Here is a 23,285-nt window from a genome sequence, read left to right as displayed (position 1 = left end):
GCGCTGCAGCAGCCCCGACTGCCTCGTTTCGTTGATCTCGATCAACAAATGCTTGCGCCCCGGCTTGATCCTCCCGCACTGAAGTCCGAGGGAGGATGTGATGTTTCGTTGCGGCAAGACCCTGATGGCGCTGGCGCTGTTGATGGCAACTTCGGTCGCCGCAATGGCGCAGACCCCAACGACGCCTGCAGCCCCGGCCCCGCAGGCGCAGCCTGCCAGCCCGCCCGCACCGGCGGCCGAGCTCCTGAAGCCCGAGCAGCTCGAGGCCCTCGTCGCGCCGATCGCGCTTTATCCGGACGAGTTGCTCGCCAATGTACTGGCCGCCTCGACCTATCCGCTGGAGGTGGTGCAGGCCGACCGCTGGCTGAAGGAGCGCAAGAGCCTGAAGGGCGATGCGCTGAAGACGGAAGTGGAAAAGCAGGGCTGGGACGACAGCGTCAAGGCGCTGGCCAGCACCGCCGATGTCCTCGCGATGATGAGCGAGCAGCTCGACTGGACCAAGAAGCTGGGCGATGCCTTCCTCGCCCAGCAGCCCGACGTCATGGACGCGATCCAGCGTCTGCGCACCAAGGCCTATGACAACAAGAAGCTCGTCACCACCAAGCAGCAGAAGGTCAGCGTCCAGTCTCAGGAAGGCAAGCAGGTCGTCGTGATCCAGCAGGCCGATCCCGCGGCGATGTACGTGCCGTATTACGACCCGGCGACGGTCTACGGCAGCTGGCCCTATGCGGAGTATCCGCCCTATTATTGGGGCTACCCGTCTTATATCGGCGCCGGCGTGGTCGCGGCTGGCATCGCGTTCGGCACCGCCTGGGCGATCGGACGCTGGGGCAATTACTGGGGCGGCGGCTGCAACTGGGGCAACCGCAACGTCTATGTCAACCATCGCACCACGAACATCGGCAATGGCTGGCAGCACAATCCGGCGCATCGCGGCGGTGTGCGCTACAACAACAGCAATGTTCAGCAGCGCTTCGGCAACAACAATCTGAAGGCCGGCGTGTCGGACCGGATGGATTTCCGCGGCCGCGACGGCAACCAGGTGCTGCGCCCCGACCAGGGTGCCGGGGACCGGGCGGGAGATCGTGCGGGTGATCGCGGCGGTCCAGGAGATCGCGCAGGAGATCGCGCAGGGGATCGCGCAGGGGATCGCGCCGGCAATCGTGGCGACCGTCCGGGCGCGGGCGATCGCCCCAGCGCAGGGACGCGCGACCGGCCTGGCGGCGGCGATCGTGCCGGTGCCGGTGATCGTGCCAAAGGTGCGACCAAGGGCGGTGGCGATCGCGCCAAGGCTGCGAACCGCGCCGGTGGCGGTGCGGCCAATCGTGGCGGCGGCAGTCGCGGCGGTGCCATGAACGTCTCCTCCGGCCGCTCGGCGGCTGCAGCATCCGCGCGCGGCCGCGCCAGCATGGCGAGCATGCCGCGCGGTGGCGGCGGCGGACCAAGCTTTGCCGGCCGCGGCGGCGGTGGCGGAATGGCGATGCGTGGCGGCGGTGGGGGAGGCGGCTTCCGCGGCGGTGGCGGTGGTGGTCGGCGTTCCGACGCAGCGCTGAAGCATGATGTCGTCCTGCTCGGTCATCTCTCAAACGGCCTCGGCTATTATCGCTTCAGCTACGTCGGCAGCGACAAGGCCTATGTCGGCGTCATGGCGCAGGAGGTCGAGCAGGTGATGCCCGATGCCGTGACCCGCGGTGGCGACGGTTATCTTCGCGTTTATTACGAGAAGCTCGGGCTGACGTTCCGCACCTATCGCGACTGGCTCGCAGGCGGCGCGAAGATTCCTGCGGAGGTGATGCCATGACCGGCATGAAATCGTTTAGCCGTGCGCTGATACCCGGCGTCCTCGCGCTCGCGCTGCTCGGATCGGCCTCTCTCGCACAGGAATCCTACAAGACACCGGAAGAGGCCGCGTCTGCGCTCGCCGCCGCGGTCAAGAGCGGCCCGAAAGACATCTTGAAAGTGCTCGGCAGGAATGCGGAGGACATCGTGTCGTCCGGCGACGAGATTGCGGACAACGACATTCGGGCGCGTTTCACTGCGATGTACGACGCCAAGCACGGCATCAAGGCGGAGGGCAACAAGACCGCCACCTTGATGCTCGGGCCGGACGATTTTCCGTTTCCAATTCCGCTGGTCAACACCAGGACGGGTTGGGCGTTCGACACCGACGAGGGACGCATTGAGGTGCTGCGCCGTCGCATCGGCCGCAACGAGCTCGACGCGATCCAGACCGCGCTCGCCTTCGTCGACGCGCAAAACGAATATGCGGAAAAGGACCGCGGCGAGGGCGTCGGCGTCTACGCGCAGCGCATCTCCTCCTCGCCCGGCAAGAAGGACGGCCTGTTCTGGCGCGACGACAGCGACCCGAGCCCGCTCGGCGCGCTCGCGGCCGAAGCAACGAAGGAGGGCTATCGCGGCGGTGATGTCGGGCCGACGCCCTATCACGGCTATTACTTCCGGATTCTCAAAGCGCAGGGGCGGGATGCGCGCGGCGGTGCGCTCAACTACGTCGTCAAGGGCAAGATGATCGGCGGCTTCGCCCTGATCGCCTGGCCCGCGGAATACGGCAATTCGGGCGTCATGACCTTCCTGGTCAATCATGACGGCGTCGTCTACCAGAAGGATCTCGGCAAGCGCACCGAGTTCATCGCCCAGCGCACCACGTTGTTCAATCCCGATGAAACCTGGAAGAAAGTCGATGCCGCAAAACCCTGAGCCGCGCATGCGCGCATTTCGCCTGGTCGCGCTGCTCCTGCTCGCGCTCGGGCTGACCCTGCCGGCGGCGCCGTCCTTCGCGCAGGCCACCGGTCAGGTCAGAGTGAAGATCGTCAAGGCGGGCCTCCTGGCCGGCGGTGGCGCCGGCAGCGGCGTGTTGACGTACCGGGGCAAGACCTACCCCTTCAACGTCAGCGGCGTGAGCCTGGGCATCACGGTCGGTGCAACGGTCGGCCGCCTCGACGGCTGGGCATCCGGCATCCGGGAGGTCAGTGACTTCGCCGGCAACTACAGCTCCGTCGGCGGCGGCTTTGCGCTGGTCGGCGGCGCCAATGGTGTGCACCTGCGCAATGAAAAGGGCGTCACGATGGTGCTGCAAGGCCCGAAGGCGGGACTCGAGCTGGCGGCCAATATCAGTCGGATCACGATCGCTTTGAGGTGAGGCTCAAGCCGGGCGCGCGGATCAAAGCGTGAGCGACAGGTGCACCGTTCTCGGATCGTCACTCCGCGCGAGCTTGAAGCCCGCCTTCGCGAACACGCTGCGCATGGGCATGTTGTCGGACAGAACCTCGGCTGTGAGCTCTCTTACGCCTTGTTCGCGCGCGATCTCTGTCAGGTGCTTCAGCAATAAGGAGCCCACCCCGCGACCTTGCCAGGCATCCACCACGACGAAGGCCATCTCGGCCCGACCGGACTCGACGATGACGTACCGGCCGCCGCCGATAATGGCGTATCGACCCTGTTCCTCGGCGAGAGCGGCCAGCGCAACGTGATTGCTGAAATCCACGTCCATGAAGAAGGCACGCTCCTTCTCCGAGAAATGCCGTTTCAAAACGAAGAACCGGCTTTGCAGCGATTGCGGTCCAGTGCGCGCAATGGCAGCGAGCATGTCCGCCTCGTCGCTGGCGCGAAGCGCGCGGATCTCGGTCGGAGTGCCGTCCTTCAGGACGGTTTGCACGCTATAAGTTGCAGCTTGTGACATGCCGATGTCGCTCGTCCAAAGCGGTCCAGCCGCCTCTCATGCCTCAGTATGCGGGATAAACGCCTCCCAAGCGTGCAGATCATCTTGACCTAGATCAACGTTCGTCCTCGCTCCAAGCCGTCAATTGGCCGAGGCGACGAAGAGGTCGAGAACATGTCCATGCACAAGATGCAAATTCCGGGCGGTCCCATGTCGGGGCTGGTCGCCTCGGCAGTCGAATACCTCGTCGATGCGGGACAGCGCAGTATCCTGTTCCTGGATATCATGCGCCGGCGCGGGGACCAGTACAGGGAGCACCTCGCGCAAACCGCCCCGCATGTTCTGCAATATGCGGCGGAGTTGATCATCGACGGGCGCCAGCTCGCCGAACCCGTCAATTACGCGCTGGTGCGCATCGTTCCGCCCGCCAACGTCGAGATCGACATGAACCGGCGGCCGTTCGTCGTGGTCGATCCGCGTGCGGGCCACGGCCCCGGCATCGGCGGCTTCAAGGCCGACAGCGAGATCGGGGTGGCGATGAAAGCAGGCCATCCCTGCTACTTCATCGGATTCCTGCCGGACCCGATGCCCGGTCAGACCATCGAGCGCATCGCGCGTGCCGAAGCCATCTTCATCGAAAAGGTCATGAGCCTTCACCCGGATGCCGACGGCAAGCCCTGCGTGATCGGCAATTGTCAGGCCGGATGGGCCGTCATGATCCTGGCCTCGCTACGTCCCGAGCTATTCGGCCCGCTGATCATCGCCGGCGCGCCGCTGGCCTATTGGGCCGGCGTGCATGGAAAATATCCGATGCGCTACTCGGGCGGGCTGTTGGGCGGAAGCTGGTTGACGGCCCTGACCTCCGATCTCGGCGCCGGCAAGTTCGATGGTGCTTGGCTGGTGCAGAACTTCGAGAACCAGAACCCGTCGAATACGCTCTGGACCAAGCAATACAACGTCTATTCCAAGGTCGACACCGAGGCGGATCGTTACCTCGAATTCGAGCGTTGGTGGGGCGGCCACGTCAACCTGAACGCCGAGGAGATCCAATTCATCGTCGATGAGCTGTTCGTCGGCAACAACCTCGCGGCCGGCAACATCGAAATGTCCGATGGCCGGAAGGTCGACCTTCGCAACATCAGATCCCCGATCGTGGTGTTCTGCTCGGAGGGCGACAACATCACGCCGCCGCAGCAGGCGCTGCATTGGATCCTCGATTGCTATGCCGATGTCGATGAGATCAGGGCCTATGGCCAGACCATCGTCTACACCGTGCACCAGAACATCGGCCATCTCGGCATCTTCGTCTCCGGCGGCGTCGCCAAGAAGGAGCACGCGGAATTTTCCAGCAACATCGACCTCATCGACGTTCTGCCGCCCGGACTCTATGAAGCGACGTTCGAGGCGAAGGATGAGGAAACCGCAAGTTCGGATCTGGTCGTCGGCCAGTGGGTGATGCGCTGCGAAGCGCGGACGCTCGACGACATCCGCGCCATGGGCGGCAATTCGCCTGAGGACGAGCGACGCTTTGCCACCGCCAAACGAATCTCGGAAATCAACCTGGCGGCCTATCGAAAATTCGTCCAGCCATGGCTCAAGCGCATGGTGACGCCACAGATGGCCGAATGGGCTCACAACATGCATCCGCTGCGGCTGCAATACGAGCTGTTCAGCAGCCAGAATCCTTTCATGGCGACGGTGAAATCATTGGCCGAGAAGGCCGCCGAGAAGCGCAAGCCGGTCGCCGCGGACAATCCGTTCCTGGCGTTCCAGGAGCAGATCTCGAAGCAGGTCGTTCACGCCCTCGACAGCTGGCGCGATTCACAGGAGGCGCTCAGCGAAGCGATGTTCCTCAGCGTCTACGGATCCCCGGCGCTCCAGGCGGCGGTCGGGATCGATCCGACGTCCACGCCGTCGCGTCGGCGTGAGATGTCCGCCGAGCATCGCACCATGCTCGAGAAGCGCATTGCCGAGCTGAAGTCGCGGATCGGTGAGGGCGGCCTCCGTGAAGCGGCGTTGCGCGCTTTGCTCTATGTCGGCTCGGCACGGGGGATGGTGGACGAACGCAGCATCGAGGCTCTGCGCCGGGTCCGCCGGGATCATGGCGGCGCACGCATGTCTCTTGCCGAGTTCAAGATGCTGGTACGCGAGCAGTTCTTCATGCTGCTGCTCGACCGGGAAGGGGCGCTCGCTGCAATCCCGAAATTGCTGCCTGACGACATGAACGTTCGCCGCGCAGCATTCGAGGCGATCGAGCAGGTGCTGTCGGCCAGTGCGGATGTCACCGGCGAGCGCGCCAACCGGCTGCGGCAGATCGCCGGCCTGTTTGGCCTCGACACCGCGGAAGGTGCCGAAAGGGCGTCGAACGTTGCCCCTTTCGATCCCAAGGCGAAGGCGTCGTAACGCGAGTTGCAAGGATCGGGAGCGACATCATGTCAGCAGATGCGACGGCCACGCAGTCTCCCAGCAAGTATGATCGCCTGATCGCGGCGGCCAGGGCAATCCCGCCGACGCCGACCGTCGTGGTGCATCCCTGCGATGAGACATCCTTGCGCGGCGCCGTCGACAGCGCGTCTGCCGGCATCATCCGGCCGCTCCTGGTCGGACCGGAGCGGAAGATCCGGGATACGGCTGGCACGTTCGGCCTGGACATCTCGGGTTATGAGATCGTGGATGCCGCGCACAGCGACGAAGCCGCGGCGAGGGGTGTCGAATTGATCCATGCCGCGCGCGGCGAACTGCTCATGAAGGGCAGCCTTCACACCGACGAGCTGATGCGAGCCGTCACGGCCAAAGTCGGGGGATTGCGCACCGATCGGCGCATCAGCCACGTTTTCGTCATGGATGTGCCGGCCTACGCCGAGACGATCTTCGTCACTGACGCCGCAATCAACATCTTCCCCGATCTGGACGCCAAGCGGGACATCATTCAGAACGCGATCGATCTCTACAATCAGGCGGGCTTCGGCAAGTCGCCGCGGGTGGCCATCCTTTCCGCGGTCGAAACCGTCACATCGAAGATTCCATCCACGATCGAGGCCGCGGCGCTCTGCAAAATGGCGGATCGCGGCCAGATCACGGGCGGCGTGATCGACGGGCCGCTGGCGTTCGACAACGCGATCGACCTCGAATCCGCGCGGATCAAGGGCATCAAGTCCGAGGTGGCCGGCCGTGCTCAGATCCTGGTCGTGCCCGACCTCGAAGCGGGCAACATGCTGGCCAAGAACCTCGCCTATTTCGCCAAGGCCGACGGCGCCGGCATTGTGCTCGGCGCGCGCGTCCCCGTCGTCCTGACCTCGCGTGCGGACAGCCCAAGAGCGCGGATGGCGTCCTGCGCAGTTGCTGCACTTTATGCTCACGCGCGGCGCCAGAAGGCGCCGACAGTCGCGGCGTGACCGCCATGGACAGCATCCTCGTCGTCAACGCCGGCTCATCGAGCGTCAAGTTCCAGGTCTTTGCGGTCGAGGGTGAGGGCGTTCTGCGCCGCCTGATCAAGGGGCAGGTGGACGGCATCGGCAGCCGTCCGCGCTTGCGGGCGAGCAGGGCAGGCAATGATCCCATGGCGGACCGGGCCTATCCGATCGAGGCCATTCCGGACGTGCCGGCGGCGATGCAAGTCGCGGGGGAATGGCTGCGGAACGAGGCGCGCATCCATCCATTGGCGGTCGGGCATCGCGTCGTTCATGGCGGGCCGGATCATGAGCGGCCAATTCTCGTCGATCATGGCGTGGTGGCACGGCTAGAACGCTTCGTCACGTTAGCGCCGCTGCATCAGCCGCACAATCTGGCGCCGATCCGCTCGATCCTGGCTAATTTCCCGACGATACCCCAGGTCGCGTGCTTCGACACCGCGTTTCACCGCACGCACGGTCCGCTGGCCGATCATTACGCCATCCCCTACCAGCTTCACGCCGAAGGTGTGCGACGCTACGGCTTTCACGGGCTCTCCTATGAGTACATCTCCAGGACCTTGCCCCAGATTGCGCCAGAGGTCGCAAAGCGCCGGGTGATTGTCGCCCATCTCGGCAGTGGCGCGTCGATGTGCGCGATGAAGAATGGGCTGAGCGTCGAGAGCACGATGGGATTCACCGCGCTCGATGGGCTGCCGATGGGCACGCGCCCGGGCCAGCTCGATCCGGGCGTCGTGCTGTACCTATTGTCCGAGAAGGGGATGACGCCGTCGAAGGTGCAGGATTTTCTCTATCGCGATTGCGGATTGAAGGGGCTTTCCGGGCTCAGCAACGACATGCGCGAGCTGGAGGCGAGCACGGATCCGCAAGCGAAGCTGGCGGTGGACTATTTCGTCTATCGCATCGGCCTCAACGCCGGAATGCTGGCGGCGGCGTTGCAGGGGATCGATGCCTTCGTCTTCACCGCCGGCATCGGCGAGAACTCGAGCGGCATCCGCGCGCGTGTGGCGGAGCAGCTCGGCTGGCTTGGCGTGGCACTCGACCCAGCCGAGAACACGCGCCATTCGCGGCTGATATCGGCAAAGACGAGTCTCGTTCCGGTCTACGTCGTCCCGACGGACGAGGAGCTCATGATTGCGCAGCACACGCTGACGCTGTTGATGAACGGCCAATCGCCCAACCCCAGACAAGAGAGGGTGTCATGATTACAGTATTTCCGGACAGCAAGGTCGCACTAAAGGGGAAGAAGGGCCTCGTCGTCGGCATCGCCAACGACCAATCGATCGCCTGGGGCTGCGCCAGGGCGTTTCGCGCGCTCGGAGCCGATCTCGCCGTCACCTATCTGAACGACCGCGCCAAGAAGCACGTCGAGCCGTTGGCGCAGGCCCTGGAAGCGCCGATCTTCCTGCCGCTCGACGTCATGGTCGAAGGCCAGACTGAAGCGGTATTCGAGCGGATCAAGTCGGAGTGGGGGCAGCTCGATTTCCTGCTTCATTCCATCGCCTTTTCGCCGAAGGAAGCATTGCACGGCCGCGTCGTCGACGTCGGCCGCGACGGCTTTCTGAAGACCATGGACGTCTCCTGCTGGTCGTTCCTGCGGATGGCACATCTAGCCGAACCCCTGATGAAGAACGGCGGCACGATGTTCACCATGACCTATTACGGCAGCCAGATGGTGGTGGAGAACTATAATATCATGGGCGTTGCCAAGGCGGCGCTCGAAGCCGCGGTCCGCTATGCCGCTGCCGAGCTCGGTCCGAAGGGCATCCGCGTGCACGCGATCTCGCCAGGGCCGCTCGCCACCCGCGCGGCCTCGGGCATTCCGGAGTTCGATGAGCTAATGGACAAGGCGCAATCCAAGGCGCCCTCGCGCAGCCTCGTCAGCATCGACGATGTCGGCAACGCCACCGCGTTCCTGGCGCTCGACGGCGCCAAGCTGATCACCGGTGGCGTGCTCTATATCGACGGCGGCTATCACATCATCGATTGAGCGCGCAATCGCGCGTTGTCATGCCGGCGGTACGCCGATGCCGATGCACTCGAGTAATTCGCGCCAGAGCTTGCGGACGTCGGCGTGACGCTGCGCGAGCGCCGCACTGACCGCGTCGCGATGCGGCGCAAGGTCTGTGCTCTTCAGAAACAGAATCTGGGCCTGCAACAGCCGGCCACTCTCAAATTCGATCCGGCGTAGCGCCATAACAAAAGGATCCTGCGCATTGGCCTCGATCGGTAGGATCGCAGCCGGCCGTATGCCGGCATGCACGGCGTGGGCAAGCGCTGCGAGGTGAATCATTTGGGCAAGGCGAGGGTCTGCGATCCCTTCGACCGGTGCAGGCAGCCAGGCGGACTCCCATGAGGCGAGCATGTAACCCAGGGAAGGATCCAGCACCCAGGACGTGGCGCGCAGCAGCAGCGAGACGATCTCGGTCTCGCGATAAAATTGAGCATTCAATTCGGTCTGCCATGCCGCGTCGAGCCTCGCGGGCAGCATGAAAGCGAATTGCCGAGCCAGGGCGCCGTGCGCCGAAATCAGGAATGCTGCGACCTTCGTCTGCTGGTTCGGTGGAATGCGACCGTCCGGCGCGACGGGACCGAGGAAGCCGCTCATGGCAGCGCTCGCTTGACCGGGATGGCACGCAGATGATCGTAGCCGGCAGGAAACGGCGTGAGCTCGCCGCCGGGCTGGTCCGGCGCCACCCAGACCGCTTGATTGCCCTGCCAGCGGCCGGCCAGCACGTCTTCGGCAAAGCGCGCCAGCAGATCGGCGGTCAGTGCCCCTTTCTCCAGCGTGAAGGCGTGATAGGCCCTGGGGATGATCACCAATGAGCTGTTCTGAATCTCGACACGCAATGTTTCGTGGAGAACCCGCGGCGTCAGGAAATCGAACTCGCCGTTGAGAATCATGGTCGGAACGGCGATCGCGGACAGGCGCGGCGTGAGCGGCTGGAAGTCGAGGAAAGATTCCATCAGGTTTTGCAGCGCGTAGACGTCGTTGACCAGCCAACCTTGCCGCTTCACGCTCTCGAGCTTGTCCAGCAGTGGCTTCAGCCATTGGTCCGAGAGGTTCATGGGCAACAGGAGATCCTGGAGGTAACTCGTGCCACCGAGGATCAGGCCGGTCCGCAGCGCATTGCCAAGCAGCAAGAGTTGCGGCGACAGCTCCGCAAAGCAGCTCATCGGCACCAGCCCGGCCAGCCGCTTGCCATGCTCGATCGCATATCGCAGCGCGATCAGGCCGCCAAAGCTGATCCCGCTCAGAAAGATCGGACCGTCCCCGAGTTCGTCGATGAGGAGGCGCAGTGCAGCGACTTGATCGTCCTGGCTGATGAAGAGCCTCGGCTTGTCGGAGGCGCCCTGGCCGAGAAGATCGAAGGTCGCAACGCGAAAGCCTCGCGCCGACAAGGCCTCGCGATAGGCGCTCCACAGCTCGGAATATTGCGTCAGCCCGTTCACGAGAACATAGGCCGGTGCGCCCGCCGGCCCGTCGAGCTCATAGCGGATCCGATATGAGCCGTGGCTGAGTAAGGGCATCGCGAGGGTATCGCCGGTCTTTTGATGCCCGCGATCCTCGATTCCTCCGAGCGGATTCCATTGAGCTAGATCAAACCTTCCCCGGCCGCCCTGCCTAGCGTTTCAGGAAAATCTTCCAGGGAGGATCGCATCATGGCCGGACGAGATGCGTTGAATCGTTGCCTGTTGAGCCTGATCGTGCTGCTGCTCGGAACGGCGATCGCAACCGCACAGCCTTTCACGCGCCGTTCGTCGCAGGTGCAGCATGACGGGCTGAAGAAGACCTACGAGATCGCCAACTTCCGCCTGGGCGGCAAGTACGACCTGACCGACCCTTCCAAATGGGAGAACGGCGGCGAGGGCGGCGTCACGCTGGAATCGCTCGGGGCCGGCAAGCTGCGCACGGCTTACATCGCCGTCGGCAACGCAAGGCGCAACGCGGCGGGCGAGATCACCAATGCCATCGTGATCAACTCCTATTATTCCGGCGATTCCACCGACATGTACGAACAGTGGGTCAAGGGTGCGGCGTTGTCGGGTGGCGTACCCATCATTGGTCCGGGCCGGCCGATCGATACGGATCGTTACTATGTCATCATGGTCGATCCGCTCGGCACTTGGGGCGCGAGCAAGCCATCCGACGGCCTAGGCATCAAGTTTCCGCAATACAGCTACTACGACATGGTGCAGGCGAACTACCGCCTGCTGCGCGACGAGCTGAAGGTCGCGCGCGTCGCGCTGGTGACCGGCGTCTCCATGGGTGGCACGCAGACCTACGTCTGGGGCGTGATGCATCCGGAATATGTCAGCGCCCTGATGCCGATCGGCGGCACCACGCAATCGGATGGCGACGACCCCGTCGGCAACTGGACCTTCCAGATGATGACGGCCGCGATCCAGGGCGATCCGGTCTGGCAGGCGACCGAGGGCGATTATTACAAGCTCCCGAAGGAAAAGCATCCGGTGCCGGGCGTGGCCTTCGGCTGGTCGATCCTCGGCATGACGGGTTATGACTTTTCCTTCCGCACGACCCAGAACTGGGCGGCGGTACAGCCCGAGATTTTCTATTGGGATCCGCCGAACGAGAAGGCCGGCCTCAACGTCACCAATCGCGCCAAGCTCTACGACGCCGTCGACCTCGTCTGGCGCAATCGGGTCGGCGAGACCCATAACGTCAATCCCTATCTCGGTCGCATTCAGGCTCGCACGCTGGTGATGCACATCACCAACGATCTCTGGCTCAACTTCAAGCTGGCGCAGAAGGCCGTTGATCGTGTGCCCGGCGCTGACCTCATCGCACAGGAGAGCCCGGTCGCGCATTACGGCGTGTTCCCGATCATCAATCAGCGCAAGAACGATCCGAAGTTCGTCACCTTCATGGATGACGTGGCGGCCCTCGATCGTGCCCAGAAATTCGTCGACAAGAACTATCGCGTGCCCGACGTCGCCCAGACGATCGATCCCAAGAAGTCGTTCTGGAAGGCCTACGTGACCTATCCCTATCCGGTCAAATTCGGCAGTGCCAAGGACAAGAGCGGCAATTCCTGGGAAATCGGCTACATGGACGAGTATGCCGGCACCGACAAGGATCCGAAGGTGCTCGTCATCATCCACGGCAAGGGCGCGTTCGGCGGCCATTACGGCAACATCATGCAGTATGCGCTGCGCAGCGGCCTGCGCGTGATCGTGCCGGACCTACCGCATTACGGCATGTCGGGGCCCGGCAATCTCGACAAGAATCCCGCTCGCACCATGCAGGACATGCGCGAGGTGATCTACGACCTCGTGGTCAACCAGCTCGGAGTCAAGAAGGCGTACTATCTCGGCCACTCGCTCGGCGGCCAGTTCGTCGTGGGCTACGCCCTGACCTGGCCTGATGCGGTGCAGGGCCTCGCCTTGGAGGCGCCGTCCGGCCTCGAGGAATATCCGCGCGAGATCACCATTGCCAAGGACAAGAAGGCGCCTCTGTTCGCCGACGGTCTCGGCCGAGACTTCGACAAGTGGAAGCAGGTCTGGGACCAGACCGGTATTCTCGCTGCGGAAAAGGCGCGGAGCGAGCAGAACGTCCGCGACTTCTTCTACTTCAAGAAACGTGATCCGGACACCGGCGTGGTATCGGCTGCGAAGAGCGGATACTTCTTCAACGACAGCGAATATGCCCGTTTCCATACCGAGCAACGCGCCGGGCTTACCAAGGGCAACCCGAAGGAGCTCGATCAGTGGTGCAACGTCTTCATCTTCGACATCTACACGATCGGTGCTGAGCTCCAGCAGGATGACCCGAAGAACCTCTATGAGCGGGTCACCCAGATCAAAGCGCCGATCTTCCTGGCGTTCGGCGACAAGGAGCCGTTCATTCCGACGCCTGCGTTCAACGGCCTGACGGACCTCGGCCGCGACGTCATCACGCCGTTCATGACGCGTATGACCAATGCCGGCAACCGGCCGATGCTCAAGATCTATCCGGAGACCGGACACTTCATCCACACCGATAATCCAGTGGAATACGCTGCCGATGTCGTGGATTTCGTGACCAACGGGGAGGTGGACACATCATCGCCGCTCGGAACCGATCGCATGATCAAGGGCGCCGTCGTCTCTGCCTTGCCAGTGGCGCCGACACCGCCTGGAGCGGCTCCGACGGCTGGCCTCAACAAGTAGGGCCCGGCGATGCCAAGGGTGCAGGCGGGCGAACTCCGACTCGGCTGGCGGGAGTGGGGAGGAGGCGACGTCACCGTCGTCTTCATCCACGGAAATCTCGCCAGCAAGGACTGGATCGAGCTCGCCGCGCCATTGTTTCCGATCGGGCTCCGTGTGGTTGCAATCGATTGGCGCGGCTGTGGCGACAGCGACCGGCCGAAGCCGTCGGCCGACTATTCCAACTACTCCATGCGGCAGCACGCCGAGGACATGCTGGCGGCGCTCGATACGCTCGGGATCGGCTATTGCCATCTCGCGACACATTCCACCGGCGGCATCATCGCCGCCAGAATGCTGCTCGAGCAGCCGCAGCGCTTCGGCCGTGTGTTCGCGCTCGATCCGGTAACGCCGCTCGGCATGGCCTTCGATGCCGATCAGATCGGATTATTCAGGGCCATGATGTCGAGCAAGGAGCTGACGCGGTCCGTGATGGCTACAGCCGCTTCTTCGCTGTTCGTCCCGGAGAGCATGGGGCCGAACATGGTCCCTCGCTTTCGCGAGGGGCTGGGAGAGATCCAGACGCTGTTCGATCGGATCATCGAGCAGACCTTCGGCGTATCGGAGGGGATCTGGATCGGCACGCCGGTGAACCTGACGCGGGAGAAGGAGAGCCGTGAGCTGGAGCGCCGTATGTCCGAGATCCGGCATCCGCACCTCGTGTTGTGGGGCGAGCGGGACGGTTGGATCGCGCCGGCCGATCTCCGTGCTATGGCCGAAGCGATGCCGGATTGCCGGCTGGTCATCGTGCCAGGCGTAGGGCATTCGATGAACCTCGAATCGCCGGCACTTTATGCAGGCTATTTCGGCGCCTGGTTCGGAGGACGTGCCGCGTCACCATCCACGGCGCCAAGCTGATCCCCGGCGGGGCCTCGACGTCGACGGCGGCCACCACATCGTCGATTGACGCGCTGAGCAGTCCGGGACCCATGATCGATGGTGACATATTGCCAGTGTTTTGCCCGACGGAGCAACCGGTTCCGGGCGAACAGGAAACATCCGTCAAATCAGCCCCATGTCTACTGTGCATGGGGTGGTTTTTCGACTCTTTGACTCAGCGATAGTGCAGAGCGATCAATTCGGCGACACAGGCCGGCCTTTTGCCGCCCTCGATCTCGATCACGAGGTGGTAGTTGACGCGCAGCCCGTCCGGCGGCACGTCCTCCGCTTCCGCGATCGTGACCCGGCCGCGCAGCTTCGAGCCGGCCGGAACCGGCGCGAGATATCGGATGCGGTCAGCACCGTAATTCAGCGTGTTGCGCAGCCCCTTCAGGCCGATGACCGAGCGGATGAACAGCGGGGCAAGGGCAAGCGAGAGCAGGCCATGGGCGATAGTCTTGCCGCCCGGCATCTCCTGCTTGGCGCGCTCCTGGTCGACATGGATCCACTGCTCGTCGCAGGTCGCCTCGGCGAACTGGTTGATGCGGTCCTGCGTGATCTCGATCCAGTCGCTGGCGCCTATCTCGGTGCCGATTGCGGATTTGATCTCGTTGAAGTCGCTGAATATTCGCATGGGTTGACCTGTTCAGAGCTTCATTTCCGGAACATTGTCGGGAATGGCGAGTTCGGCCTCCGTCAAGGCCATGACCTCGCCGATGCTCATGCCGGGTGCTGTTTCCAGCAGCGTCGCCTTGCCATCGGGAAAACCGATCACGGCCATGTCGGTCACGACAAGGTTGACAGGGCGTGCCGAGGTCAGCGGCAGCGAGCATTTCACCACGATCTTCGACTTGCCCTTGGCCGCGTGCTGCATGGCGACGATCACGCGCTTGGCGCCGGTGACGAGGTCCATTGCGCCGCCCATGCCCGGGACCATCTTGCCCGGAATCATCCAGTTCGCGAGATGGCCATGCGCATCGACCTGGAGGCCGCCGAGCACGGTGACATCGACGTGGCCGCCGCGGATCAAGCCGAACGACATCGCGCTGTCGAAGGTGGATGCGCCCGGCAGCGCGCTGATCGGGCGTCCGCCGGCATCGGTGAGCGTCGGATGCGCCATCCCCTGCTCGGGAATCGGCCCGGTGCCGATCAATCCGTTCTCGGACTGGAAGAAGACCTTCAGGTCCGACGGCACATAATTGGCGACCAGGGTCGGAATGCCGATGCCGAGATTGACGAGATTGCCGCTCTTCAGCTCCTTGGCGACACGCCGGGCGATGATGATCTGGGGATCCATGATGTCACCCGTTGGTGATGAGATAGTCGACGAGCGGCGCGGGGGTGACGACGTGATCGGGCGCGATCACGCCGACCGGGACGATATGCTCCGCCGTCACGATGACGGTGTCGGCCGCCATCGCCATGACCGGGTTGAAATTGCGCGAGGTGAGGGCGTAGGCGAGGTTGCCGAGGTAGTCGGCGAGGAAGGCGTGCACCAATGCGAATTGCGCCCGCAGCGCCGTTTCCAGCAGGAACGGCTTGCCGTCGACTTCGATCTGGCGCTTGCCTTCGGCCACCAGCGTTCCGACCCCGGTCGGCGTCAGCACCCCGCCGAGACCGCACCCGCCGGCGCGGATGCGTTCGACGAAGGTGCCTTGCGGCACGAGGTCGACCGCGATCTGGTTCGCCAGCATCTGCTGCTGCGCCTTCGGATTGAGACCGATATGCGTTGCCGTCAGCTTCGACACCAGTGCCTGATCGAACAGCTTGCCGACGCCCTTGCCGGGCGTGGCCGCGTCATTCGAGATCAAGGTCAGACCCGTCTTCCTCTGACGCACGACTTCGTCGAGCAGCCGCTCCGGCGTTCCAACTCCCATGAAGCCGCCAACCATGACGCTGGCGCCCGCCGGGATCATCGCAACGGCTTCTTCGACGGAAACAGCCTTCATGATCGAAACTCCCGGTCGCCCGACGATGGGCTGAAGGGCGGTAATGTGTGGATGTTGGCGGGCGGGCGACGGGCTCCCTTGATATGGGTCAAGGGCCTCTGGATCATTGCGCGCCGTCAGCGCGCCCTTCTCCAACGTGAACGCATGGTAGGCCTTGGGAATGATTTGGGAACCTCGACGCTGAGGCGCGCTAAAAGGCTCAAGAGAAACCGACGCTTCCGTAACAAAACCGGATCCAGTCCGGAGAGCCGAATCTTACTAAATTCAAAAGCTTGCCCTTGCATCCTGATGCTGCGTGCTATGTGCTTTGCCTGAAATCTAGAGCGAAGCACCGGGGTGCAGCACGGAATCGCGCTCGAACACCTGTGCGTCGGCGAGGTCCCGCCATTCGGACGGCGCCAAAACGACTCAATTTACGTCGAGCGTGGATCTGCCGGACACTCGCGGAGCTGATTCCCATGCCAGACAACAAGGTCGACCGTTCTGATTTGGCCCCCTCGATTCTGCCGGCCGGCATCCCCGAGCTCAGCGACGATGAATGCCTCGCTTGTCTCGCGCGCGCAGTCGAGGCGCCGGATTCGGCGCGGCTTGACGAGGTCGCTGGCCTCATTGGCCGCCTGGCAGTCGCCATCGAATAGGGCCGGCCCGGCCCTCCCATCAGGAGAGGTTGCGGAGGGCGAAACGCGCATCGCCAACCGCTATGTTGCGTTTTGACCGAGCATGCTCCAAAAGATGCCGCGATTTTTCTCCGCGGCATCGTCCGCATTGCAGGGTCCGCAAATGTCCGGTTTTTCGACCGCGCGCCAAAAAATGGTCGATGGCCAGGTGCGCACCAATGACGTCACCGACCGTCGTGTTCTCGATGCCATGCTCACGGTGCCGCGCGAGGCCTTCGTGCCGGCCGGCCGGCAGGCGCTGGCTTACCTCGATCTCGACCTCGACGTCAGCGAAGGCGCCGCCAAGCGGTTCCTGATCAAGCCGGCGCTGACCGGCAAGCTGCTCCAGGCCGCCGAGATCGGCGCGGATGACAACGTGCTGGTCGTGGGCTGCGCCACCGGCTATCTCGCCGCACTGGCCGCCAAGCTCGCGCGTCAGGTCACGGCGACCGAGTGCGATTCGGCTTTGGCGGCCAAGGCCAGCGACGCCTTCGCCGCCCAGGGGCTTGCCAATGTCGCCTGCAAGGCGGCGGCCTGCACCGAGGGGGACCCTGCTGCTGCCCCCTATGATGTGATTCTCCTCAACGGCGCGGCCGAGGTGATGCCGGAAGCGCTGCTCGGGCAGCTGAAGGAGGGTGGGCGCCTGGTGGGGGTGTCGGCCGAATCGAGGCCGCCGCGCGCCACGATCGTGACCCGTACCCACGGCGAATTCGGTCATCGGACCCTGTTCGACGCCGCCGCCCCGGTGCTTCCCGGGCTGGAACGGGCGGCTGCCTTTGTCTTCTGACGGCCCCAAAGCCGCCCCAAATCCCGTTCTGAATCAGAAGTGTGGCCGGGATGCTGCACGCGAAGAGTTTCCACTGAGAACCACCCCCAGGTAGTTCCGTCGCGCTTGACCGCGTCCTATGTTGCGGCGGGGCAACGACTCCATTGGTACGGTACCCCGGCTCGCGGGCACGAGCCGGGCGCTAGAACGAACGGAATTTCACGGATGCATGGGGTGAAGCTCTTCACCGGAGCTGCGGTTTCGGTCCTGCTGCTGGCGCTTGCCGGGCCGACACCTGCCTTGGCGGATACGATCGAGGGCGCGCTGGTGCGCGCCTATCAGAACAACCCGCAGCTCAACGCACAGCGTGCCCAGGTGCGCTCGACTGACGAGGGCGTGCCTCAGGCCTTGTCGGGCTATCGCCCGAGGGTCAATCTGACAGCGACCGGTGGCTATTCATATCAAGATTTGCAGAGTGCCCCGGGGACCAACTCAGTCTACGGAACGAGGGTGCCTCGCAGCATTGGCGTGACGGCGACACAGACGCTCTACAATGGCAACCAGACCGCCAACCGGACCCGCGCGGCGGAGAGCCAGGTGTCCGGTACGCGTGAAGCGCTGCGCGGTATGGATCAGAGCGTACTGCTGAGCGCCGCGACGACCTACATGGACTATCTGCGGGATGCCGCCACGCTCGAAGTCCAGCGCAGCAACGTGCGCGTCCTCGAGCAGACACTGAAGCAGACCCGCGACCGCTTCAATGTCGGCGAAGTGACCCGCACCGACGTCGCCCAATCGGAAGCGCAACTGGCGGCCGGGAGGACCCAGGCGCTCACCGCTGAAGCGAATCTGACGACGACCCGCGCGAACTACCGTCGCATCATCGGCAACGAGCCCACGAATCTTGCGCCCGGCTCGCCTGTCGATCGGTTTCTGCCTCAGACGCTGGCTTCCGCCATCGAGCTCGGCCTGATCGAGCACCCCAACGTGACGGCCGCCATGTACGGCATCGACGTCAATTATCTGCAGGTCAAGATCAATGAAGGAGCGTTGCTGCCGACACTTTCGGTTCAGGCAACGGCCCAGCGGGCCGACGAACAATCCTTGATTCAGATGCGTTCGTACACCGCATCGGCGATCGCGCAGCTCACCGTGCCGATCTATAATGGCGGTGGTGAATATTCGCTGATCCGCCAGTCCAAGGAGAACCTGGCGCAGCAGCGGCTCAACCTCGAAACGACTCGCGACCAGACCCGCGCGACCATTGTGCAATGGTGGGGCTCGCTGCAGGCCACCAAGGCGCAGGTGCAGTCGGCTCAGGCGCAGGTGACGGCGTCCGAGATCGCCCTGAACGGCGTCCGCGAGGAGGCCAAGGCCGGCCAGCGCACCACGCTGGACGTGCTCAATGCGCAGCAGGCGCTGGTGAACGCGCGCGTTGCGTTGGTGACCGCGCAGCACGATCGCGTGGTCGCATCGTATAACGTCCTCGCGGCGGTCGGGCGTCTATCGCCGCAGGTCCTCGGCCTTGCGACTACGACCTACGACCCCAGCGTTCACTATCATCAGGTGCGGGACAGCTGGGCGGGTGTGCGCACGCCTGACGGCCGCTGATTCCCGTAATCATCCGGTCGATCTCGCCAATAGCCGAGGTCGACCGGTGCTTTGCTTGCAATCGTCAAAATCCCTGACATAGCCTTGCCAAGATGATGCGGGTCGATTCGCCCGCGTTGATGTCGTGTGCGTAACGCTTCGGCGCCGGGGGCAGGGGCGCACCGCTGCGCGTCGAGCCGTGATCTGGGGACAAGTCGGGCTGCGGCGACGAAAATGGCGGACCCATCGTTGCGGAACCGGCCAATCCTGCCGTGCTTGGTGTAAAACAACGCATGCGAGGGCGTTGATGATGTGGAGTCGGAGATGACGCAGCCTGCAAAGGTCACAGAACCCTCGATGGAGGAGATTCTGGCCTCGATCCGGCGCATCATTGCCGACGACGAGGCAAAGCCCCCGCCGGCTGAGGCCGCCAAGCCCGAGAAGGCTGCTGCGCCCGCCGCGCCGCCGAAGCCGCAGGCGATGAACGACATTCCGCCATCCAAGGTCGCTCCGCCTAAACCCGCCGCCGAGAAGCCGGCACCGCCGCCGGCTGCAAAGCCGGCGCCGCCACCTGCGCCGGCGCCCGCGGCGGACGCATCCAACAGCCAGGACGATATCGACGCGTTGCTGGCGGGTCTCGATGCGGCCACACCTACGCCGGAGGTCCGCGCGCCCGAGCCAGAGCCCGAGCCTGAGCCCGACGTGCTCGAACTGACCGACGACATGGCGATGGACCCGACGCCACCTCCGCCGCCGCCGACCTTCCGCAAGGTCGAGCCACGCGACGATCTCGAATTCGCCGAGCCGCCGCGTCCCGCCCCGCCGCCGTCCTACGCGCCGGTGGACTTCGACGCGCCGCCGCTGCCCCCGCAGCAGCCGATCCTCGCGCAATCGACGGTCTCCGCGGTCGAATCCGCCTTCAACTCCCTGGCCCATACGGTGCTCAGCAGCAATGCGCGGACGCTGGAGGACCTGGTCAAGGAGATGCTGCGGCCGATGCTGAAGTCCTGGCTCGACGACAACCTGCCCGGCCTCGTTGAACGCATCGTGAAGGCCGAAATCGAGCGGGTCTCGCGCGGCGGCCGCTGAGGGCGGCCGAAGGGCCCTCATAAAGCCCGGCTTGGGCGTCATATTCGGGCCCCGGACCGGGCTGGAAAGCGCTGTTGCCGCCTCGTTTTCCCTGACCTTTTCGTTGACTTTTCGTTGACTTGGCCCCCTCGCGCGGCTTTCTAGCAGCCCCATGATCGAGAAAAATTACCAGCCCGCCGATATCGAAACTCGCATGTCCGTGGTGTGGGAGGACAGCCTTGCGTTCAAGGCTGGCCGGCCCGACCGCCGTGATGCCGTGCCCTTCACCATCGTGATCCCGCCGCCGAACGTGACGGGCTCGCTGCACATGGGCCACGCCCTCAACAACACGCTGCAGGACATCCTTTGCCGGTTCGAGCGCATGCGGGGCCGCGACGTGCTGTGGCAGCCCGGCACCGATCATGCCGGCATCGCCACCCAGATGGTGGTCGAGCGGCAGCTGATGGAGCGCCAGCAGCCCGGTCGCCGCGAGATGGGCCGCGAAAAGTTTCTGGAGCGGGTCTGGCAATGGAAGGCCGAGAGTGGCGACACCATCATCAACCAGCTCAAGCGCCTCGGTGCGTCCTGCGACTGGTCGCGCGAGCGCTTCACCATGGACGAGGGCCTATCGAAGGCCGTCGTCAAGGTCTTCGTCGAGCTGCACCGCGAGGGCCTGATCTACAAGGACAAGCGGCTGGTGAACTGGGACACCAAGCTGCTCACCGCGATCTCCGATCTCGAAGTGCAGCAGACGGAAGTGAAGGGCCACCTCTGGTATCTGCGCTATCCGATCGAGGGCAAGACGTTCAACCCCGAGGATCCCTCGAGCTTCATCGTGGTCGCCACCACGCGCCCCGAGACCATGCTCGGCGATACCGGCGTGGCCGTCCATCCGGAGGACGATCGCTACCAGAAGCTGATCGGCAAGAATGTCGTCCTGCCGCTGGTCGGCCGCAAGATCAAAATCGTCGCCGACGAGTATTCCGATCCCGAGAAGGGATCGGGCGCTGTGAAGGTGACGCCGGCGCACGACTTCAACGATTTCGAGGTCGGCAATCGCCACGGGCTGCGCCGGATCAGCGTGCTCGACAGGGAAGGCTGTCTCGATCTCCTCGACAACGAGGATTATCTGCGCGACCTGCCCGAAGGCGCTGCGCAATTCGCCGAGGAATTCCACAAGGTCGACCGCTTCGCTGCGCGCAAGCGCATCGTCGAGCGGCTGGAATCGTTCGGCTTCGTCGAACGGATCGAGCCGCACACCCACATGGTGCCGCACGGCGATCGTTCCAACAGCGTGATCGAGCCGTATCTGACCGACCAATGGTACGTCGACGCCAAGACGCTGGCGAGACCGGCGATCGCGGCGGTGCGTTCGGGCGAGACGACCTTCGTGCCGAAGAACTGGGAGAAGACCTATTTCGATTGGATGGAGAACATCCAGCCCTGGTGCATCTCGCGTCAGCTCTGGTGGGGTCACCAGATCCCGGCCTGGTACGGCCCTGACGGCAAGGTGTTCGTCGCCGAGACCGAGGAGGAGGCCATCAGCCACGCGCTCGGCTATTACGTCGAGCAGGAGGTCATTACGCCCGAGCAGGGCCGCGAGATGGCGCTCGACCGCAACAAGCGGGAAGGCTTCATCACGCGCGATGAGGACGTGCTCGACACCTGGTTCTCCTCGGCGCTGTGGCCGTTCTCGACGCTCGGCTGGCCCGACGAGACGCCCGAGGTGCAGCGCTATTATCCGACCAATGCGCTGGTGACCGGCTTCGACATCATCTTCTTCTGGGTCGCCCGCATGATGATGATGGGTCTGCACTTCATGAAGGAAGTACCGTTCTCGACCATCTACATCCACGCCCTCGTCCGCGACGAGAAGGGCGCCAAGATGTCGAAGTCGAAGGGCAACGTCATCGATCCCCTCCACCTGATCGACGAATACGGCGCCGACGCGCTGCGCTTCACCCTGGCCGCGATGGCGGCGCAGGGGCGCGACATCAAGCTCGCCACCAGCCGCGTCGAAGGCTACCGCAATTTCGCGACCAAGCTCTGGAACGCGTGCCGGTTCGCGGAGATGAACCACTGCGCCGTGCCTGATGGTTTCGAGCCGGCGACGGCAAAGGAGACGCTGAACCGGTGGATCGCGCATGAGACCGCCCACACCACGCGCGAGGTGACCGAGGCGATCGAAGCTTATCGCTTCAACGATGCAGCCGGCAGCATCTATCGCTTCGTCTGGAACGTCTATTGCGACTGGTATGTCGAGCTCGCCAAGCCCGTGCTGCTCGGTCCGGACAACCCTGCCAAGGACGAGACCCGCGCCATGGTCGCCTGGGCGCGCGACGAGATCCTGAAGCTGTTGCATCCCTTCATGCCCTTCATCACCGAAGAGCTGTGGGAGGTGACGGCCAGGCGCGAGGGCCTGCTCGCATTGGCGCCGTGGCCGCTGAAGCCGGTCGAGCCGACGCCGGAGCAGCTCGCGATGCTTGCGGCGACCACGGGACCGACCGATGCGCTCGTCTCGCCGGCCTGGGTGCTGCCGATCTTCGATCATGCCGACTTCACCGATCCGGCTGCCGAAGCCGAGATCGGCTGGGTCATCGACCTCGTCACGCAGATCCGCTCGGTGCGCGCCGAGATGAACATCGCGCCGGCAACGCTGACGCCGCTGGTGCTCGCAGGCGCTTCGGCCGAAACCAAGGAGCGCGCGCCGCGCTGGGCCGATGTCATCAAGCGTATGGCGCGGCTGTCGGACATCTCCTTCGCCGACCGCGCGCCCGACGGCGCTGTCCAGCTGCTGGTGCGCGGCGAGGTCGCCGCGCTGCCGCTCAAGGGCGTGATCGACGTCGCCGCCGAGCGCACGCGTCTCGACAAGGAGATCGGCAAGGCCGAGGCCGACATCAAGCGCGCCGAGTCGAAGCTGGCGAACGAGAAGTTCGTCGCCAACGCGGCCGAGGAGGTCGTCGAGGAGGAGCGCGAAAAGCGCGAGACGGCGCTGGCGCGCAAGGCGAAGCTGCTTGAGGCGATGGAGCGGCTGAAGCAGGCGTCTTAGAGCATGATCCGGAAAAGTGTGCAGCGGTTTTCCGG

General features: G+C 64.2%; 20 protein-coding genes. 14 read left to right on the top strand and 6 right to left on the bottom strand.

Annotated elements, in window-relative coordinates:
- Positions 1-100: 100 nt before the first annotated feature.
- From ACTEK7_RS03310 to ACTEK7_RS03300, 3 genes are read left to right on the top strand one after another with little or no spacing between them, the layout of a single operon-like run.
- Entirely contained in the window at positions 101-1,801 is a 1,701-nt protein-coding gene (locus tag ACTEK7_RS03310) for a DUF3300 domain-containing protein (RefSeq protein WP_225147947.1), read from the top strand.
- Positions 1,798-2,715, top strand: a complete 918-nt coding sequence (locus tag ACTEK7_RS03305; protein WP_225125430.1) for a DUF2950 domain-containing protein — start codon at positions 1,798-1,800, stop codon at positions 2,713-2,715. Before ACTEK7_RS03310 ends, ACTEK7_RS03305 begins: the two co-directional genes overlap by 4 nt.
- Before the next feature lie 7 nt (positions 2,716-2,722).
- Entirely contained in the window at positions 2,723-3,157 is a 435-nt protein-coding gene (locus tag ACTEK7_RS03300) for a hypothetical protein (RefSeq protein ID WP_225147948.1), read from the top strand.
- Between the two features lie 21 nt (positions 3,158-3,178).
- Here ACTEK7_RS03300 and ACTEK7_RS03295 read toward each other — a convergent pair whose 3' ends face one another.
- Complete coding sequence (locus ACTEK7_RS03295) at positions 3,179-3,697, bottom strand: GNAT family N-acetyltransferase (protein ID WP_225147949.1); 519 nt, start codon at positions 3,695-3,697, stop codon at positions 3,179-3,181.
- 153 nt (positions 3,698-3,850) lie between these two features.
- On the opposite strand from ACTEK7_RS03295, the gene ACTEK7_RS03290 reads away from it, so the two are divergent.
- Genes ACTEK7_RS03290 through fabI form a run of 4 tightly spaced genes read left to right on the top strand, consistent with a single transcriptional unit; the run spans position 3,851 to position 9,076 of the window.
- Entirely contained in the window at positions 3,851-6,079 is a 2,229-nt protein-coding gene (locus ACTEK7_RS03290) for a DUF3141 domain-containing protein (protein WP_057029173.1), read from the top strand.
- A gap of 29 nt (positions 6,080-6,108) precedes the next feature.
- Complete coding sequence (locus tag ACTEK7_RS03285; protein ID WP_035999408.1) at positions 6,109-7,071, top strand: phosphate acetyltransferase; 963 nt, start codon at positions 6,109-6,111, stop codon at positions 7,069-7,071.
- Positions 7,072-7,076: 5 nt separating this feature from the next.
- A complete protein-coding gene (locus ACTEK7_RS03280) occupies positions 7,077-8,291 on the top strand; it encodes an acetate/propionate family kinase (RefSeq protein ID WP_109145805.1) in 1,215 nt (404 codons plus the stop codon).
- Positions 8,288-9,076 (top strand): enoyl-ACP reductase FabI, encoded by a 789-nt coding sequence (fabI, locus tag ACTEK7_RS03275; protein ID WP_225147950.1) that lies wholly within the window; start codon positions 8,288-8,290, stop codon positions 9,074-9,076. The genes ACTEK7_RS03280 and fabI overlap by 4 nt, the downstream gene beginning before the upstream one ends.
- Positions 9,077-9,094: 18 nt before the next feature.
- Here the strand turns inward: fabI and ACTEK7_RS03270 are convergent, their stop codons facing one another.
- On the bottom strand, positions 9,095-9,694 hold the full coding sequence (locus ACTEK7_RS03270; protein WP_225140824.1) for a hypothetical protein: 600 nt from the start codon (positions 9,692-9,694) through the stop codon (positions 9,095-9,097).
- On the bottom strand, positions 9,691-10,617 hold the full coding sequence (locus ACTEK7_RS03265) for an alpha/beta fold hydrolase (protein ID WP_225147951.1): 927 nt from the start codon (positions 10,615-10,617) through the stop codon (positions 9,691-9,693). The genes ACTEK7_RS03270 and ACTEK7_RS03265 overlap by 4 nt, the downstream gene beginning before the upstream one ends.
- 132 nt (positions 10,618-10,749) lie before the next feature.
- Here ACTEK7_RS03265 and ACTEK7_RS03260 point away from each other — a divergent pair, with 132 nt between their 5' ends.
- Positions 10,750-13,257, top strand: a complete 2,508-nt coding sequence (locus tag ACTEK7_RS03260; RefSeq protein ID WP_225147952.1) for an alpha/beta hydrolase — start codon at positions 10,750-10,752, stop codon at positions 13,255-13,257.
- 9 nt (positions 13,258-13,266) lie between these two features.
- A complete protein-coding gene (locus tag ACTEK7_RS03255) occupies positions 13,267-14,151 on the top strand; it encodes an alpha/beta fold hydrolase (RefSeq protein WP_109143791.1) in 885 nt (294 codons plus the stop codon).
- A 196-nt stretch (positions 14,152-14,347) separates the two neighbouring features.
- Here ACTEK7_RS03255 and ACTEK7_RS03250 read toward each other — a convergent pair whose 3' ends face one another.
- The 3 genes from ACTEK7_RS03250 to ACTEK7_RS03240 are packed head-to-tail and all read right to left on the bottom strand — an operon-like array spanning position 14,348 to position 16,121.
- Complete coding sequence (locus tag ACTEK7_RS03250; protein WP_036039469.1) at positions 14,348-14,806, bottom strand: MaoC family dehydratase; 459 nt, start codon at positions 14,804-14,806, stop codon at positions 14,348-14,350.
- Between the two features lie 12 nt (positions 14,807-14,818).
- The gene (locus ACTEK7_RS03245; RefSeq protein WP_225125424.1) at positions 14,819-15,469 is read right to left on the bottom strand and encodes a 3-oxoacid CoA-transferase subunit B; all 651 of its coding nucleotides are present in this window, start codon (positions 15,467-15,469) and stop codon (positions 14,819-14,821) included.
- 4 nt (positions 15,470-15,473) lie between these two features.
- Positions 15,474-16,121, bottom strand: coding sequence for a CoA transferase subunit A (locus ACTEK7_RS03240; protein ID WP_035999395.1), 648 nt, complete (start codon positions 16,119-16,121; stop codon positions 15,474-15,476).
- A 458-nt stretch (positions 16,122-16,579) separates the two neighbouring features.
- Between ACTEK7_RS03240 and ACTEK7_RS03235 the strand changes: the two genes are divergently transcribed.
- The 5 genes from ACTEK7_RS03235 to ACTEK7_RS03215 all read left to right on the top strand — a co-directional run bounded on the left by ACTEK7_RS03235 (position 16,580) and on the right by ACTEK7_RS03215 (position 23,250).
- A complete protein-coding gene (locus tag ACTEK7_RS03235; RefSeq protein WP_035999393.1) occupies positions 16,580-16,759 on the top strand; it encodes a hypothetical protein in 180 nt (59 codons plus the stop codon).
- Positions 16,760-16,901: 142 nt separating this feature from the next.
- Positions 16,902-17,564 (top strand): protein-L-isoaspartate O-methyltransferase family protein, encoded by a 663-nt coding sequence (locus tag ACTEK7_RS03230; RefSeq protein WP_036028010.1) that lies wholly within the window; start codon positions 16,902-16,904, stop codon positions 17,562-17,564.
- 204 nt (positions 17,565-17,768) lie between these two features.
- On the top strand, positions 17,769-19,154 hold the full coding sequence (locus ACTEK7_RS03225) for a TolC family outer membrane protein (RefSeq protein WP_035999388.1): 1,386 nt from the start codon (positions 17,769-17,771) through the stop codon (positions 19,152-19,154).
- Between the two features lie 303 nt (positions 19,155-19,457).
- Complete coding sequence (locus ACTEK7_RS03220) at positions 19,458-20,222, top strand: PopZ family protein (protein WP_057029343.1); 765 nt, start codon at positions 19,458-19,460, stop codon at positions 20,220-20,222.
- 151 nt (positions 20,223-20,373) lie between these two features.
- Entirely contained in the window at positions 20,374-23,250 is a 2,877-nt protein-coding gene (locus ACTEK7_RS03215; RefSeq protein ID WP_225147953.1) for a valine--tRNA ligase, read from the top strand.
- The last annotated feature ends 35 nt before the right edge of the window (positions 23,251-23,285 follow it).

The sequence above is a fragment of the Bradyrhizobium sp. JHI2711 genome (genome assembly GCF_056156565.1).
The sequence above is the reverse complement of the archived record's forward strand: the minus strand, read 5'-3'. Positions and strand labels throughout refer to the sequence as shown.